The organism is Kushneria sp. AK178 (assembly GCF_053903105.1).
In genome coordinates this window covers 320,304-336,914 of record NZ_CP096381.1, presented here as the reverse complement: position 1 = coordinate 336,914, position 16,611 = coordinate 320,304, and the positions used below count along the sequence as shown (strand labels likewise).

Below are 16,611 nucleotides of genomic sequence, written 5' to 3'. Positions count from 1 at the left end.
CCTGATTACCTACCACCCCTGAACCGGAGACTGTTTCGTGCGTGCATCTCATCTTGATCGCGAAGGACCGGACAACCCCTTCCCGGGGCACAAGGCCCTGGAACGCCGCCTGGGCCGGCCCCTGCCCCATCAGCTGGGCTCCAATGAAAGCCTGGACATGCCGCACCGGGCACTGGCCGAGGCCCTGGGCGCTCCGGTAGCCGAGCTGGCGCGCACCTATGGCGACACGCAGGCCCTTGATCTGCGCCACCAGCTGGTCGAGCGGCTGGACACGCCCCTTGAGGCCCTGCTGGTGGATGCCGGCGCCGACAGCCTGATCGCGCTGACCCTGCGCACCCTGTGCGATACCGGCACCACCGTCATCACCAGTGCCGGTACCTATCCGACCTTTCGCTACTTTGCCGAGGGCCACGGCTGTCACCTGGTCGAAGTGGCCTATCAGGACACCGCCGGCACACTGGCGCCCGATGTCGACGCCCTGGTGCAGGCGGCCTGGCTGCACCACGCCAAGCTGGTGTATCTGGTCAACCCGGACAATCCCAGCGGCCACTGCCTGACGGAGGCCGACATCGCCCACCTCATCGAAAACCTGCCGCCGACGTGCCACCTTCTCCTTGATGAGGCCTATTACGAGTTTCGTCCGGAGCGCAGCGACAGCCGGCCCATGAAAGGCGTGGTGCGCCTTCGCACCTTCTCCAAGGCCCATGGCCTGGCCGGCATGCGCGTGGGCTACGCCATCGCCACCCCCGAGCTGATCGAGGTCATGCACAAGGTCCGCATCCACAACGCGGTCTCATCAGTCGCCCTGACCGCCGCAGGCATCGTGCTGAGTCATGATGACGAGGTCGAACAGCATGTGCGTGACGTCATCGACAGGCGCGAGCGGCTGGCAGCGCAGCTGACGCAGTGGGGCGTCGACGTTTTGCCCTCGGCCACCAACTTTCTGGCCGTGCGCCTGCCGGATGCCGATCAGGCCTTCGAGGCGCAGCAGACCCTGCTGGCCAACGACATCATCGTTCACCGCCCCCCGCATCCGGCGCTGGGCCATGTCCTTCGCATCTCCGCTGTCGAAAATGCCCTCGCCCCGGCCCGCCTGGCGATGCTCCAGAGCGTTTTGCAGCGCTAACGCCGTCCCCCCCCTTTTCGCCCTGTCCTTTTACAGAGGCAGGGCGCCCCCACCACGACCAACAGGACGCCATGCGCCGCGTCGACGCCCTACCATGACATTATGAAAATCATGTTAAACGGCACTGGACATAAGCGAACAGTGTTCTTATATTAATAAAAAGATTTAGCCTGTTAACGAAGTCGTGATCCCCCGCCCACCCGGGATCCGTACCGGTACTTCCTCATGAACATCTCCGATCGCCAGCGCCGCCGCGGACGCCCCGACGTCCTGCAGCGCCACTTTCATGGCCCCATCCGCTTCCCCGGCTCCCCCTGGCAGTGGTGGCTGGCCGATGACGTGCGTGCCCACGAAGCGGCCCGGCGCATGGATCAACACCTCGGCGGCAGCGAGGACAAGGACGTCACGACCCTGCGCGAGCGCAAGGGCCGCAGCATCTTTCGCCTTCATGCCGATCAGGGCGATTTCTTTGCCAAGGAGATCGCCCTGAAGACGCTACGAAAGCGTCTGGGCGCCTGGCTGGGCGTTCAGAACACCTTTCTGGGCCACGATCACGGCAGTGCCGAAGTCGACAACACCCTCATCCTCAACGAGCGGACCCATCAGGGTCTTGAGGTCCTGTGTCTGGGCGAGTACCTGCGCGGCGGCATTCCAGTACGCCAGCTGCTGATCCAGCCCTGGCTCGAGGGGTGGGTCAATCTGGGCGAGGCCTTTGCCGCCGCCGACGAGCCACGTCGTGAGGTGCTGCTGCAGCGCCTTGAAGATCTGCTGCGCACCTTTCATCACGCCCGCATCTGCCATCTGGATATCAACACCGGCAACCTGATGGTCTCCACCCGGGAAGCGCAGGCGCCGCTGCGCGCGATCGACTGCGCCCGCATGACGACCCGGGTTACCCAGCCGGCGATCTCCACTGCGCTGCAGATCGGCAAGATGCTGCGCGAGCTCTACGGCCGCCATGAGGCGGATTTCAACACGCTCTACGCCCGGGCACGCGCCATGCAGCGCCGCATCGCCGGTCCGGAGGGCGTCAGTGATGCCACCGACACCCTGCTGGCGCTGTCGCTGCGCTATCGCCTAAGCAAGAATCTGTCACGTCGCAAGCTGGTCACGGCCCCCTTCGTCAATATCGACGGGCCCTCTCTGGAAAAGACCGTACGCGCCTCGAAGAAAAACGCCGACGTCTCTGCCATCGCCTGGGAGCATAACCACCCGGCTCTGCCCGACGACGTGCCGCTCTATTCGAGCCGGTAACGCCACCCGGCCATGACCTGACGCCAAAAGCCGCTACGCTCAACAGAGTCGTCATTCACGGTCTGTCCGGAGCGTTTTGTCATGAGCCATCATCCCGGCATTTTCAAGCCCCTGCCCGGCGAGCATTTCCACCATCCCGAAGGTGGCGGTGCCACCAACGCCGAAACACGCCTCTCCCGGTTGCCGGGCTATCTCACCCCCAACCGTCAGTTCTTCGTACGCAGCCACTTTGACATCCCTGAAATCACTGCCACCGACTGGCAGCTGACGCTTACCGGCGACGCCCTGGCGCACGAACAGACCCTGCGCCTGAGCGATCTCGAGCGTCTGCCGCGCGTCAGCGTCACTCGCGCCATCGAGTGCGCCGGCAACGCCCGCGCCTTCTTTGCCCGCGATTTCGGCACGGCGGCCGAAGGCGCGCAGTGGGGCACCGGAGCCGTCGGCGTGGCCGAGTGGAGCGGCGTGCGCCTGCGCGACGTGCTGGCTCTGGCCGGCGTACGGGACGACGCCTTTCATGTCCTGCCCGAAGGGCTCGACAGCGGCCGCTTTGCCAGGCCGCTGCCGCTCGACAAGGCGCTCGCTGATGACACCCTCATTGCGCTGGCCATGAACGGCGAACCGCTGCCGATCGATCACGGCTTTCCGGCACGGCTGGTGGTTTCCGGCTGGCTGGGGGCCGCCAGCATCAAATGGCTGGGGCGCATCGAGGTCTCGCGCGAGGCGCGCAACACCTACTGGAACACGCAGGACTATACCCTGGCCGGCCCCGACTACCCGGCCGAAGGCGAGGCCGACGGCGTTCCCATCACCACCATGCCGGTCATGAGCATGATCGAGCTGGAAGACGATGCCCGCCTGCCGGCCGGCGCCGCGACCCTGCGCGGGCGGGCACTTTCCGGCGAGGGGCAGGTCACCGCTGTTGAATGCCGCCTCGATGACGGTGAGTGGCAGCGCGCCACCCTGCACACGCCCAACATCGCCGGCGCCTGGGTCTGCTGGTCACTGACCTGTCGGGTGGACGCCGGAGCGCATGTCCTTCAGGTACGCGCCCGGGACGATCGCGGCCACGAGCAGGAACGATCACGGCTGCTGCTACAACGCCGTGACGCGGGCCACGTTTCGTGCGATCAACCAATAATGCCGGCCTGCTAACTGGGTAGCCCGGGCCATGGCATATTTATTCCCACCGTAACATTCCGATTTTTCACATAACTTCCCATCTTGTATGAGCTGACATTCCCGATTGTCAGCTCACTTCATCTGCTCCCTTCCACCATGGTCCATAAGACCAAAGAAACCAGCGCAGTCTTTGACCCCGAAGGCTTCCGGGCCGATGATCAACAGACGGTAATAAATGTTAAATCCTTACATTTATTACCATCGAATCCTGTCTTCCAAAAAGGAGAAAGCTCTTTGATTCCCGTCCACCGCCAGGACTATCTGCTTAAACTTCTGGACCGCCAGGGGGTAGTCAGTATCAACGATCTGACCGAGCGCCTGGCGGTATCCCACATGACGGTTCGACGCGATATCGCACAGCTCGAAGCCCAAGGGCTGGTCATGTCCGTATCCGGCGGCGTAAGGCGCGCCGCCGGGTTCCGGCATGAACCGCCGTGGCAGGAAAAGGCCGGTGCCAATCTGCTGCAAAAACGGGCCATTGCCCAGCGGGCCGTAGCTGATATTCACGACGGCATGTCGATCTATCTGGATGCCGGCACCACGACGTATGAGATGGCGCGACTGCTCAGCGGCCACCAGCGTCTGTCGGTCATCACCAACAATTTTCACATCTCCAATCTGCTGGCCCAGCACTCTCATATCGAGCTCTTTCACACCGGCGGGCGAGTCAACCCGGACAACCACTCCACCGTGGGCCCGGCCGTGGTCGAGTTTCTTCGTCACATCAATGTCGATATCGCCTTTTTAAGCAGCAGCTCGTGGCATCTGGAGCGCGGTGTCACGACACCCGATGACGCCAAGATCATGATCAAGCAGCAGCTGCTGCAGACGGCGTCCAAACGCATCCTGGTTGCCGACAGCACCAAATACGGACGTACCGGCATGTTTCGTGCCTGCACGCTGGAGGATTTTGACCTGATCGTCACCGACAGCGGTCTTGCTGAATCGGCACTCGAGGCGATTCGGGAAAGAAACATCAATATCGATGCCGTCGCTGCCTCACCGCTGCATTCGGTAGAGACGTCACAAAAGCAGCCCTGAACCTGCGCTCGCACATGGAGCGCCATATGTCAGACCCACAGGGGAATCTTCCCTGCCTGTTAAAGGAGAACATTATGAATCATATCGCCATTATCGGCGCTGGCCTGATCGGACGAAGCTGGGCCAGTGTCTTTGCACGCGGCGGCAAGGACGTCGTGTTGTTTGATACCAATGCCGACGTGCTACCCCGGGCCCGCGAGCTGGTCGGCGAAACCCTTGGAGAGCTGGCCGACAACCAGCTTCTTGATGAGTCACCCGAAACAGTGCTCGCCCGAATTTCCACCAGCAGCGATCTGACTGCCACGCTGACCGGGGCCATTCACGTTCAGGAAAACGTACCGGAGCGCGTCGAGGTCAAAAGGGAAATATTTGCACAACTCGATGAACTGGCCGCACCGGATATCGTACTGGCCAGCTCCACTTCGGGCATTACCGCGTCAAGCTTTACCGAACACCTGGCTCATCGTCACCGTTGCCTTGTAGCCCATCCAATCAACCCGCCTGCCCTTATCCCGCTGGTTGAACTGATCCCGGCGCCCTGGACCGATGACGAGGTCGTCCAGCGCACGCGCCAACTGATGCAGGACATCGGTCAGTCACCCATTACTCTCGGCGGCGAAATTCCCGGCTTTGCGGTCAACCGCTTACAGGGCGCATTGCTCAATGAGGCCTTCAATCTCATCGAGGATGGCTACATCAGCGTCGAGGATCTTGATCGCGTGGTCAGTGACGGTCTGGGTGCCCGCTGGTTTTTCATGGGCCCGATCGAGACCATCGATCTTAACGCCCCGGGCGGTGTGCGCGACTACATGAACCGGCTGGGGCCGATGTATCAGGAGATTGCCGACACTTCCAGGCCGCGACAGGGCTACAGCGACAAGCTGCTCGATCAGCTGGAAGCGGCGCGCCGCGAAACCCTGCCCGTTGAGCAGCGCGATGAGCGCATGGCGTGGCGGGACGGCTATCTCACGGCGCTGGCAGCCATGAAGAAACAGCGTAACGACTAAACAAGCACTATCCGTTTCAAGGCGCAGCATGCCACCGAGTGTGCGGGGCAACGCTGCAGCAATTTCCCTGCAGGCGACCGCAGGTCGCCCAACGAGGCTGGCATGAATATTCTCGGTGCCATCGAAAGGGTGCCCGGCGGCATCATGATCGTTCCGCTGCTGATGGGCGCAACCGTTAATACCTTCTTTCCGGGAATGCTGGAAATTGGCGGCTTTACCCAGGCACTGTTCAAGGATGGAGCGCTGGCTATCATCGGCGCTTTCCTCTTTTGCATGGGGGCCCAGATTCCTATCAGAGCGACCGGCCCCATTCTGGAAAAGGGGTTTGCCATCCTGCTGGGCAAACTGTTTGCCGGCGTTTTGATCGCACTGATTGCGGCCTTTCTGATGCCTTCCGGAACACTTTTTGCCCTGACGCCGCTGGCCATCGTGGCCGCCATGACCAACTCCAACAGCGGGCTTTATGTCGCCCTGACCGAGCAGTTCGGCAACACGACTGACAAGGGCGCCGTCTCGGTCATCTCGCTCAACGACGGCCCCTTTCTGACCATGGTGGTACTGGGGGCGGCGGGCCTGGCGTCCATCCCATTGCTGACCTTTATCGGGGTAGTCACGCCTGTCATCCTGGGCTTTATCCTGGGCAATCTGGATGAAAACCTGCGGCGCTTTCTTGCCCCGGGTCAGCGCATCCTGATCCCCTTTTTCGCCTTTCCGCTCGGGGCCGGCATCGATTTCAAGACCCTGATTGAGGCGGGGCTGCCCGGGGTGCTGCTGGGTCTTTTGACCCTGGTCGTTTCGGGCGGCGGCGCCATGCTGCTGCTCCACCTTGTGCATCGCATTCGGCGACGCCCGCCTGCCCGACGTAATCTGATCTCGGGGGCCTGTGAATCTTCTACCGCCGGCGCCGCCGTTGCCACACCAGCCGTGGTGGTCGCCGTCGACCCCGCCTACCGCGCCATTGAAGCCGCGGCCACCGCCCAGATTGCCGGTTCGGTAGTGACCACAGCGTTGTTGACACCAGTAATGGCGCTCATGGTTTATCGCTGGCAGATGAAACGCGGTGTCGATCCGCAGCATGAATTTGATGACCCGTCACTTGATGCCGAGCCCTCCAAACCGGAGTCAACCCCACGCTCCTGAATGCGCACAGCAACCGGCCCTCATGGCCGGCTCTCATTGAGCCCTTCGGGAAAGCGCGGCGGAAAGGCGTTCATGTACGCCCGGCAGGCGCGCAGTACCCGAGCGTCGTCAAAGCGGGCGCCGACGATCTGGAGGCCGATCGGCAGACCGGCGGCGGTGAAGCCGCAGGGCACGGAGGCGGCCGGCTGCTGGGTCAGGTTGAACGGGTAGGAAAAGGGCGTCCACTCCATCCAGTCGCGCATGCCGCTGCCCGGCGGCACTTCATGACCGACCTCGAAGGCGGCGATGGGCACGCTGGGCGTAAGGATCAGATCATAGCTGCCCAGAAAGTGGTCCATGTGGCGGTTGAGCCGGGTCCGCATGGTCTGGGCGCGCAGCAGATCCACGGCCGAGAAGGCACGTCCCCATTCGGCGATCTCGGCAAGGCCCGGGTCGAGCTGTTCCTTTTGCTGCGGCGTCATGTCGGCCACTTGGGTGGCCGATGCCGAGGCCCACAGAATGCGATAGGTTTCCAGCGAACTCTCCACTTCCGGCTCGATGCGCTCGACCTGCGCGCCGAGTTCTTCCAGACGATGCGCGGCGTGGCCCACGCAGTGAGAGATCTCGTCATCGCGGGCCGCCGTGCCCAGCGCCGGGCAGAAAGCGATCTTCAGGCCGTCCAGACGCCCCGCGTCATCACACTGCTCGCCCCAGTCCGTCGGCTGCCCCGGCACCGAAAAGTAGTCATGACCATGAAAGCGCCCGATCACGTTGAGCATGGCGATGGCGTCATCGACCGTGCGGGTGATCGGGCCGATGTGGGACAGCGAGGCCATGGTGCTGGGCGGCCACTGCGGCACCCAGCCGTAGGTCGACTTGAAGCCGAACACGCCGGTAAAGGCCGCCGGAATGCGAATCGAGCCGCCGCTGTCGCCGCCCTGGTGCAGCACGCCCATGTTGAGCGCTGCGGCCACGGCCGCGCCACCGGAGGAGCCGCCGGGCGTCAGCTCGGTGTTCCACGGATTACGGGTAATGCCGGTCACGCGGCTGTCGGTGGTGGCCTTCCAGCCGAACTCCGGCGTGGTGGTCTTGCCCAGCAGCACGGCACCCGCCTCACGCAGGAACTGCGCCGGCGGACCGTCGTGATCGCAGATCTCGTTACCGGTGGTGAGTGAGCCATCACGTACCGGCATACCCGCCACCTCGGAGAGATCCTTCATCGAGGTGGGGATGCCATCGATCGGTCCCAGCGGTTCGCCGCGCTGCCAGCGCGCCTCGCTGTCGCGGGCGGCCGCCAGCGCCCCGTCATGATCCACATGACAAAAGGCGTTCACCTCCCCGTTGAAGCGCTCGATGCGTGCCAGCGCCGCCCGGGTCGCCTCGACCGGCGAGGCCCGGCCTGACTCGAACAGCGCGCGCAGGGTACCTGCGTGGCACTCTTCCAGGGCTGTCGGGGTATCGGTATTCGACGATGTTGCGCTCATGCGTCCTCCTGTCTCCATTGCCCGGCCCGGCAATGCCGTTTGCCAGCGGCTTCACCCGATCAGGGTCAGAGCCGCCCCGAGGCCATAAAGGACCAGTATCGCCACACTCTCGAAACCGATGCCACCCCAGTTCTGGGGCTCGCGACGAATCAGGCCCATCAGCATCACCCCGGTCATCAACAGGGTCACGGCCACCCACAGCATCACCTGATCGGACATGACATGATAGATCGAGCCATCACGGTAGGCGATGTCCGAGGCCGCGGCAAAAAGACTGTCAAAGGCGTTGCCACCGATGATACCGCCCACGGCCAGCGTCAACGCCCCGCGGCGCACGGCGGCCAGCGAGGTCACCAGCTCCGGCAGCGACGTGGCCACCGCCGTCAGAAGCGCCCCGACCGCCGTCGCCGACAGGCCGGACTGTGTGGCAATCACCGAGGCGGCCCGCTCCAGTACCAGCCCGGTCAGCCCCAGCAGTAGCGCCAGCCCCAGAAACTGACCCCACAGCATCATCATGCTGCGCCGATCGGTTTCGGTGTCCGGCGTATCTTCAAAGGTTTCACGAGTGCGCTTCGGCCGCCACATGGGATCGTTCTGGGCGTCGCGCACCTTCAGCAGCCCATAACCGTAGCCGGCAAACATCAGCACGGTCACCGGGTGGATGCCCAGAATCGTGAACGGCGGCGTCCAGCCACCGAGCAGCAGCAGCGACAGCAGACAGATCAACAGCGTCGACTGCATCAGATTACCGATCGAGGGCGCCGCATGCTCCAGGTTGGCACGCCGATAGGTGATATCGGCCAGGGCCAGAAAGGCTGTCTGTACCGCGATGCCGCCCAGCGCATTGCTCATGGCAAGCTCCGGCTGACCGCGAGCGGCGGCAGCCACCGACACCATGATGCCGGACAGCGAGGTGGCCGCCCCCAGCATGACCGAGCCGGCAATCGCCTCGCCCAGCCCGGTTCGATCGGCCAGATGATCGACTATCCCGGTCAGCCGGGTGCCCACGGTGCCGATGATCAGCGCACAAAGGGCAAAAACACCCAGCGCCGCCATCAGTGACAATTCATCAAGAAACGCTGGCATGAAAGAGTCCCCATTGGGTTATGACAGTCTCATCACGGCCGTCGGGCAGGCCCTACCGTATCAGTGGAGCAGTCTGTCTCAGTGGTCGGTAATGTACATTCGCGCAGGATCGAACTGCTCCGGCCAGTCACGGCGCAGCAGTACCTGCCCCTCCTCGCGCAGGGCGGCAATGGCAGAGAGATCCAGCTCCACGTGCAGCCACGAGCTGCGATCAATGGTGAGGTTCTCGCTCTGCGCCACCACCCCGCTGGCCGGCATGCCGATATCGGCGGGCACATAAAGCCCGGCGCGGCCGTAGTTGTAGTCCAGCGCCTGTGACCAGGCCGCCTCGCCCACCGTGGGCGACACCGCCACGGCGATCTGGTTCTCCAGCGCCCTGGCCCGGGCCCCGGTGCGCACCCGGTAGTAACCGGATTCGGTATCGGTGCAGCTCGGCGAGACGATCAGATCCACCCCCTGCTCGGCCAGCAGGCGCGCCGCCATGGGGAACTCGTTGTCGTAGCAGATCAGAATGCCGAGCTTTCCAAGCGCCGTGTCAAACACCCGCAGGCCGCTGCCGCCTTCGATACCCCAGTGCTCGCGCTCAAAGCGCGTCATGATCAGCTTGTCCTGGGTGCCGATCAGCCCGCTGGGGCCAAAAAGCCAGGCGCGATTGCGGTAGATGCCATCGTCATCACGCACCGGCGCACTGCCCGGTACCAGATAGATGCCGAACCGCTTCGCCAGCGCCTCGCACTGTTCAAGCCAGGCCGGCAGCATCGGCTGCAGGGCCTCGATGGACGCGTGCAGGTCACCGCGCACCTCCGGCGGCATTTGTCCGGTCATGACCAGGCTTGAGTATTCCGGCATGACCAGCAGCTCGGCGCCGCGGACGGCGGCCTGCTCGATCAGCGATTCGAGGTGTGCCTGATAGTCGTGCGAGTCTTCAAACAGCTCGATGGCGTACTGACACAGGGCCAGGTGCATGGGCACTCCTCAATAAAAGGGACAATCAGGGTCGATGCCCCGACAAGCGGACATCAAATCAATCGAGCGTCCTGAGCCAGAAGCGCAGGGTCTTGTGATCCGGCGCTTCGGCGTCGATATCCTGCCATTCGTAGTGGGCAATAAGCTCGGGCCGGGGCGTGTAGCCGCGCTTGTGCCAGAAACGATCCAGCGGTTGATAGTCGCTCGGGCGACGCGGATGATCCGCCGGGCGCTCCACGGCGCAAAACGCCGTATGACGAACCCCGGCAAGCGTTCGCGCATGCGCCTCGCGCGCCTCGAAAAAGCGCACGCCAAGGCCCTGACCGCGATATTCGGGCAGCAAAATCGACTCGCCAAAGTAGCAGACGGTATCGATATCAAGGCCCTGCTCCCGAAAGGGACGCATGAACGCTTCATCCTCGTCGGCCAGCGGCAGCGCCGTGCTCATGCCCACGACCCGATCATCATCGAGCACCAGCACACAGAGGCTGTCGTCGCTTTGCGCGTAGGTCTCCAGATAGTCGCGCTCGTAGTCGGGCGAGCCATCGTAGAGATAAGGGAACTCACGAAAGACACGGATGCGCAGCGCCGCCAGCTCGTCGAGCCACTGGCGGATCTGCGCGCCCTGAAGATGAATCAACTGCATCGCAACGCCTCCGTACCCTGTCAACGGAGGGTGCAGGATAGCCTACCGGTGACGGTGATGCTGCCCTGAAGCGGCGCCGATCTATTCATGGGCGCCGTATGGCGAAAGCGTTCGGAAAGTTCGAAACATGCGTTTGGCCCCTGCAATCGACAATGTCCCCGTGGCCCTCCTGCCTGCGACAGCCCCTTGTCCGACGTCGACCATGGTTGATGTCATTCGAACAGGTGATGACAGCGTCATTAACGTAGTAGGATCAAAAAACGTTGGGGGTCAGGCACTTTGCGATGCCCCGACGTGACGCTCGCCGGCGATGCCGGGGTTTTTCAATACAAGTCCAATGACAAGAACTGGCGTACATGACATGACAAGAATTGCCGCTTTCAAGACAATCACCCTGATTTTTCCACTGCTCGCCTTCAGCTCCTCCGCCTGGGCCAGCTACGCCTACTATGTGGGCAAGAATCATACCGAAGAAGGTGCGGTGATGATCGGCGGTACCGGTGAAGAGGTCTCCAGCCACTGGCTCGAGATTGTCCCCGCTGCCGACCATGACGCGAGCGATCACGTCAGCGTTGGCGTCACGCCTGAAGCGGCCATGCCCGGCGAGCTGATCGACATTCCTCAGGTCGAACATACCTTTCGTTATCTCACGATGTCGTATTCGGATTACAAGGGCTTCCCGGCCCCGCTGACCAACGGCGGCATCAATGAGCACGGCGTGGCCGTTCGGGATGTCTGGGCGACCAATCGCAAGGAACTGGTCGACATGACCCGGACACCACAGCGGGGGCCGCAGTACAGTGATCTTGCCCGGCTGGTACTGGAGCGTGCGACGACCGCCCGCGAGGGGGTCGAACTGATTGGCAATCTCATCGAGCAATACGGTTACTCCACCTACGGGGGCAACACGCATCTGATTGCCGATGCCAATGAAGGCTGGGTCGTGTGGGAGTTTGCAGGCAGTCAGGGGCTCTGGGCGGCAGAGCGTCTGGGCGATGACGATATTCGCGTGCTTTATCCGGGATATATCGAGGATTTCCCCGCCTATTTCGACCAGAACCCTGATTACATGGGGTCTGAAAATCTCATTTCCTTTGCCGAAGAGCAGGGCTGGCATGACAGCGGGGACACTTTCAATGTGTTTGCCGCTTACGGCCGTCAGGACGCTCAGGCGCGTACTGGTGGCTACAAATACATGTCGCAGGCGGATGTCGAAGAGGCGCTCGGCGAGCGGGCCCCCCTGACCGAGCGCGACATGATGGACATGGTCCGCGATCGTCGCATTGCCGATGACGAAGCAGGTTACGGTCAGGTCACGACCCTGAAGCCCGACACCGACCCGGACATGCAGCGCATCTGGGTGGCCCCTACCGGGTCGGTCGCCGCGCCTTTCGTTCCCTGGTGGCTGGGCGTTCAGGACGTGCCGATGGAATACGGCCAGCATCGTTACCTGTTCAAGGGCGCCGCTTCCTCCTTTCTGAATCCGGATTTTCAGGTGCAGGAAGCCAGCGACTTCGCCGGGCGGCGCTTCAAGCAGGTGATGTATTTGATGTGCGAACAGCCCGAACGCTTTTACGATGGCGTGACCGAGCTGCTGGAGGGCTTCGAACAGGCCAGCTTCGACGATCTGAACTGGGTGGAAGCCTCCGCCAGAACGTTGATCGAGCAGGACAAGCGTGACGAGGCGCAACAACTGCTGACCTTTTTCAGTCAGCAGCGCGCCAGGGAAGCGCTCGACCTGGGCGATACGCTGGTCGGCTGGCTGACCGCCTCGCTCGAACTGTCCGGCCAGCGCCGTCGCCCCGAAGGCGCCTTGATCAACGACCAGGGCGGCGAAACCGTGAACTGCCTGGTGGGCGTTGATCCGGACAAGCCGCGCGACGCCCGGTAGTTGTCTACTGCAGACCTGCCAGGGCCCCTGCCGGCCGCGCCGGCAGGGGCCCCGATGCACAAGACTTTTCCCGGCGACCATGCCTGCTGACACACGGGCACCAGGTCACACCTGCCTGCAGGCAGGTGTGGATAACACAGTGGCCCCTCAGGGCGTTGAGGCCGCCTGCGGATAGCGTGCCATCAGATCCAGCAGCACGCCGTTGGTCCAGCCGAAGCCATCGACCACCTCGTACTCGCCGCCGCCGCCCACGCCGGGATTTTCCACGTTGTACTTCTCGACCAGCTTGCCGGTCTGGTCATAGACGCGCTGATTGGTGTCGATCCAGCGCCGGGCGATGGTGGCGGCCAGCCGCGTCTGGCCATAGCGCGACAGCCCTTCTACCGCCAGCCACTGCAGCGGTGCCCAGCCGTTGGGCGCATCCCACTGCTCGCCGGTATGGCGGTTGGTGGTCACCATGCCGCCCGGGCGCAGCAGCTCCCGCTCGACGGCCGCGGCGGTGGCCTCGGCACGGGGCTGATCGGCCACGCCGAAGGCGAGCGGATAGACCATGGCGGCGGAGACCACCTCGCTCAGGCGCTGATCGCGCCACTCGTAGTCGGTATACAGGCCGCGATCGGCGTCCCAGAAGATCCGATTGATCGCCTCGCGGCGGGTCGCGGCGCGCTGTTCGAACTGCTCGGCCCACTCGCGGTTGCCCTCGAGCTGCCAGGCATGGGCCAGCGTTTTCTCCAGATGAAACAGCAGCGCGTTGAGATCCACCGGCAGGACCTCCCGGGTGGCGATGGTGCTCTGCTGGCTGCCGTCTGCCATCCAGCGCGAGCTGAAGTCCCAGCCGCTCTCGGCGGCGGCGCGCAGTGCCCCATAGACTTCCGGTGCCGGTCGATGTGATGCCTTGTCCGCCAGTTCAATTTCTCCGGCATACGACTCCGGTCGCGGCGTGTTTTCGCTGCCGTGATAGCGGTTGAGCAGCGTGCCGTCTTCCAGTCTCACCACGTGCTCGCTGGCCTGCCCGGGCTGGAGCGTTTCCGCCCCACGCATCCAGTAGTCGTATTCGCGTTCGAGTTCGGGCAGATAACGCTGATAGACCTCATCGCCGTCACGTTCGGCCAGAAGCCCCACCATCGAGGCAAAGAACGGCGGCTGACTGCGGGTCAGGAAGTAGGTGCGGGTACCGTTGGGAATAAAGCCGTACTGATCGATCAGCCAGGCGAAGTTGTCCACCATGTCGCGCACCAGGTCATACCGGTCGCTGTGCGCCAGCCCCAGCATGGTAAAGAAGCTGTCCCAGTAGAACATCTCGTTGAAGCGCCCGCCCGGCACCACGTAGCGATGCGGCAGCACCACCAGACTGCTCCACTGCCCCTCGTCGGTGGCCGCCGGGTCGCGGGTCAGATAGGGCCAGAGATTCCTGATGTGTTCATCGATCGGCGTGCCGGCATCCTCCGACAGCCGCGCCTCGTTTTCGGGCGGCTCGTCGAAGTTGTCACTCACGAACGCTTGCAGCGCTGATCGGGAGAGCGGGCCGTCCGCAGTGCGCGAGCGATAATCCGCCACGATCTCACCCGGTTCGCGCTGCGGGATCAGATCCACCACCGTCTTTTCATCCTCATACAGCCCGGCCTCGGCAATGGCGACCATCACCGGCCCCCAGGCGCGCTCCGGCGACTGCGCGGCGGTTTTTGGATCGCCGCTTGTGCCGCCACTGCTGGCACAGCCGGCCAGTGCCCATGCCAGCACCAGCCCTGTCAGAATGCGACCCACCGCGCCTTTCGATGCCACTCCCTGCATGATGACTCTCCTGTCCCTGTCGCCTGACTGTCTGAAAACGTCCCGGTAATGCCGGCCTTCATATTAGCGCAACCCTATCAAAGCGCGACCCGCCATTGGGTGTAGCATCAATCCATCACCCTGGTGCCCGGAAAACGAATTGCGCACTTATTTGTTATGTTATAACGTTTCATTAAACGGCCGATACATGACCGTTTTGCCCTGCACATGCCTTGAGGGTCGTTACGGCCCTGCCATCCTTTCTGGAGGTTTTCATGAAAACGCGTGCCGCCATTGCCTGGGAACCGAACCGCCCGCTGGAGATCGAAGAGATCGATCTGGAAGGCCCGAAGGCGGGCGAGGTGCTGGTGCGTATCGTCACCACCAGCCTGTGCCACACCGACATGTTCACCCTGTCCGGGCGCGACCCCGAAGGGCTCTTTCCCTGCGTGCTCGGTCATGAGGGCGTGGGAATCGTCGAAGAGATCGGTAAGGGCGTGACCTCGGTCAAACCGGGCGATCACATCATTCCGCTCTATACCCCGGAAGACCCCGACTGCCCCTACATCCAGTCGGGCCGAACCAACCTGTGTCAGACGATTCGCAAGACCCAGGGGCAGGGCCTGATGCCGGATGGCACCAGCCGCTTCTCTTACAAAGGCAAGACCATTCGCCACTACATGGGCACCAGCACCTTCAGCGAGTACACCGTACTGCCGGAGATCGCGGTGGCGAAAATCAGTCCGGAAGCGCCGCTGGCAAAAGCCTGCGTGATGGGCTGCGCGGTGCCCACCGGCATCGGTGCGGTGCGCAATACTGCGAAGGTACGCCCGGGCGATACCGTGGCCGTCTTTGGTCTGGGCGCGGTCGGCATGGCGGTGATTCAGGGGGCGAAGCTGCAGGGCGCCGGGCGCATCATCGGCATCGACGTCAACCCGGCCAAGTTTGCGCTGGCGGAGTCGCTGGGGGCCACCGAGTGTCTCAACCCCAACGATCACCCCGAGCCGCTGCATGAAGTGATCATCGACATGACCAACGGCGGCGTCGAGTTCTCGTTCGAGTGCGTGGGCAATGTGACCCTGATGCGCGCCGCGCTCGAGTGCTGCCACAAGGGCTGGGGCGAGAGCATCATCATCGGCGTGGCCGGCGCCGGCGAAGAGATCTCGACGCGGCCCTTCCAGCTGGTCACCGGGCGCGTCTGGAAAGGCTCCGCCTTTGGCGGCGTGCTGGGCCGCTCGGAGCTGCCGGGCATGGTCGATGAATGGCTCTCCGGCCACTTCGATGTCGACCCCTACATCACCCACAACATGACGCATGATCAGCTCAATACGGCCTTTGATCTGCTCCATCGCGGCGAGGCGATCCGCTCGGTCATTCACTACCAGCCGCAGGAGACCATGACCGGCAATTTGCCCGGCATCACCCTGAATGAGCCGATCAAAACGCCGGAGCCGGTTTAAGCCGACGCTATCGCCCTCAACCGAGCCGCCTCACAGGGATGTGCGGCGGCCTTTCATGTCACCTCTCTTTCAGCATGCCCCGCTGCTTCGCCTTTGACTCGTGCTCTCGCCCGTCAGTGTAAAGTTATGTATACAAAACGCCGATAACCGCAGGGATGCCGACAGGACCGGCGTCGAGATGCTGTATTCCACGAGCCAGATAGCACGAGGCTGATCATGAAAACCCTATGGGCCGGCGCCCTGTTGCTGACGAGCTCCTTTAACGTCATGGCACAGGGCTATATCAGCGACGAGTTCAACACCCCCGGCAGCGAGGCGGTGGCGATCTACACCTGCGCGGTCACCGGCGTCGAACAGGGCTTTGAACCCGAGGCATTCGAGATTCTGCGTTCGGCCTTCAGCCAGCGCGGCGCCAACATGAAAAGCCGTCAGGCCGCCAATCTGGAGGCGGATGCCTACCGCTGGTATGAAAGCGAGCAGGGCGACTTCGACTTCAACAGCTACTGGCACGGCCAGTGCGCGCTGGTGTTTGACCGCATGGAACGCGCCATCAACTCCTGACCCTTTTGAATATCGGGGCAG

At 63.1% G+C, this 16,611-nt stretch carries 14 protein-coding genes; 9 read left to right on the top strand and 5 right to left on the bottom strand.

Annotated features, from left to right (window positions below; translation table 11 throughout):
* Positions 1-37 precede the first annotated feature (37 nt).
* The 6 genes from M1D97_RS01515 (at position 38) to M1D97_RS01490 (ending at position 6,747) form a co-directional block, all read left to right on the top strand.
* Positions 38-1,126: a pyridoxal phosphate-dependent aminotransferase gene (locus M1D97_RS01515; RefSeq protein ID WP_456268980.1), complete on the top strand. Its 1,089-nt coding sequence runs from the start codon at positions 38-40 to the stop codon at positions 1,124-1,126.
* Between the two features lie 225 nt (positions 1,127-1,351).
* Positions 1,352-2,380, top strand: coding sequence for a lipopolysaccharide kinase InaA family protein (locus M1D97_RS01510; RefSeq protein WP_456268979.1), 1,029 nt, complete (start codon positions 1,352-1,354; stop codon positions 2,378-2,380).
* Positions 2,381-2,461: 81 nt separating this feature from the next.
* Positions 2,462-3,532 carry a sulfite oxidase gene (locus M1D97_RS01505; protein WP_456268978.1) on the top strand — a complete coding sequence of 357 codons (1,071 nt, stop codon included), beginning with the start codon at positions 2,462-2,464 and terminating at the stop codon, positions 3,530-3,532.
* Positions 3,533-3,793: 261 nt separating this feature from the next.
* Complete coding sequence (locus tag M1D97_RS01500) at positions 3,794-4,600, top strand: DeoR/GlpR family DNA-binding transcription regulator (protein WP_456268977.1); 807 nt, start codon at positions 3,794-3,796, stop codon at positions 4,598-4,600.
* 74 nt (positions 4,601-4,674) lie between these two features.
* Positions 4,675-5,607: a 3-hydroxyacyl-CoA dehydrogenase gene (locus M1D97_RS01495; protein ID WP_456268976.1), complete on the top strand. Its 933-nt coding sequence runs from the start codon at positions 4,675-4,677 to the stop codon at positions 5,605-5,607.
* Positions 5,608-5,709: 102 nt separating this feature from the next.
* Entirely contained in the window at positions 5,710-6,747 is a 1,038-nt protein-coding gene (locus M1D97_RS01490; RefSeq protein ID WP_456268975.1) for a 2-keto-3-deoxygluconate permease, read from the top strand.
* Positions 6,748-6,767: 20 nt separating this feature from the next.
* Here the strand turns inward: M1D97_RS01490 and M1D97_RS01485 are convergent, their stop codons facing one another.
* The 4 genes from M1D97_RS01485 to M1D97_RS01470 all read right to left on the bottom strand — a co-directional run bounded on the left by M1D97_RS01485 (position 6,768) and on the right by M1D97_RS01470 (position 10,908).
* Positions 6,768-8,210, bottom strand: a complete 1,443-nt coding sequence (locus tag M1D97_RS01485) for an amidase (protein ID WP_456268974.1) — start codon at positions 8,208-8,210, stop codon at positions 6,768-6,770.
* A 51-nt stretch (positions 8,211-8,261) separates the two neighbouring features.
* The gene (locus tag M1D97_RS01480) at positions 8,262-9,296 is read right to left on the bottom strand and encodes a sodium:calcium antiporter (protein WP_456268973.1); all 1,035 of its coding nucleotides are present in this window, start codon (positions 9,294-9,296) and stop codon (positions 8,262-8,264) included.
* Positions 9,297-9,374: 78 nt separating this feature from the next.
* Positions 9,375-10,262 (bottom strand): carbon-nitrogen hydrolase family protein, encoded by an 888-nt coding sequence (locus tag M1D97_RS01475; protein WP_456268972.1) that lies wholly within the window; start codon positions 10,260-10,262, stop codon positions 9,375-9,377.
* A gap of 58 nt (positions 10,263-10,320) precedes the next feature.
* Positions 10,321-10,908 (bottom strand): GNAT family N-acetyltransferase, encoded by a 588-nt coding sequence (locus M1D97_RS01470; protein WP_456268970.1) that lies wholly within the window; start codon positions 10,906-10,908, stop codon positions 10,321-10,323.
* Between the two features lie 361 nt (positions 10,909-11,269).
* On the opposite strand from M1D97_RS01470, the gene M1D97_RS01465 reads away from it, so the two are divergent.
* Positions 11,270-12,799, top strand: a complete 1,530-nt coding sequence (locus tag M1D97_RS01465) for a C69 family dipeptidase (RefSeq protein WP_456268969.1) — start codon at positions 11,270-11,272, stop codon at positions 12,797-12,799.
* 147 nt (positions 12,800-12,946) lie between these two features.
* Here M1D97_RS01465 and treA read toward each other — a convergent pair whose 3' ends face one another.
* On the bottom strand, positions 12,947-14,590 hold the full coding sequence (gene treA / locus M1D97_RS01460) for an alpha,alpha-trehalase TreA (RefSeq protein ID WP_456268968.1): 1,644 nt from the start codon (positions 14,588-14,590) through the stop codon (positions 12,947-12,949).
* A 254-nt stretch (positions 14,591-14,844) separates the two neighbouring features.
* Here treA and M1D97_RS01455 point away from each other — a divergent pair, with 254 nt between their 5' ends.
* Both M1D97_RS01455 and M1D97_RS01450 read left to right on the top strand, forming a co-directional pair.
* Positions 14,845-16,029: an S-(hydroxymethyl)glutathione dehydrogenase/class III alcohol dehydrogenase gene (locus M1D97_RS01455; protein ID WP_456268967.1), complete on the top strand. Its 1,185-nt coding sequence runs from the start codon at positions 14,845-14,847 to the stop codon at positions 16,027-16,029.
* A gap of 216 nt (positions 16,030-16,245) precedes the next feature.
* A complete protein-coding gene (locus M1D97_RS01450) occupies positions 16,246-16,590 on the top strand; it encodes a hypothetical protein (RefSeq protein ID WP_456268966.1) in 345 nt (114 codons plus the stop codon).
* Positions 16,591-16,611: the final 21 nt, after the last annotated feature.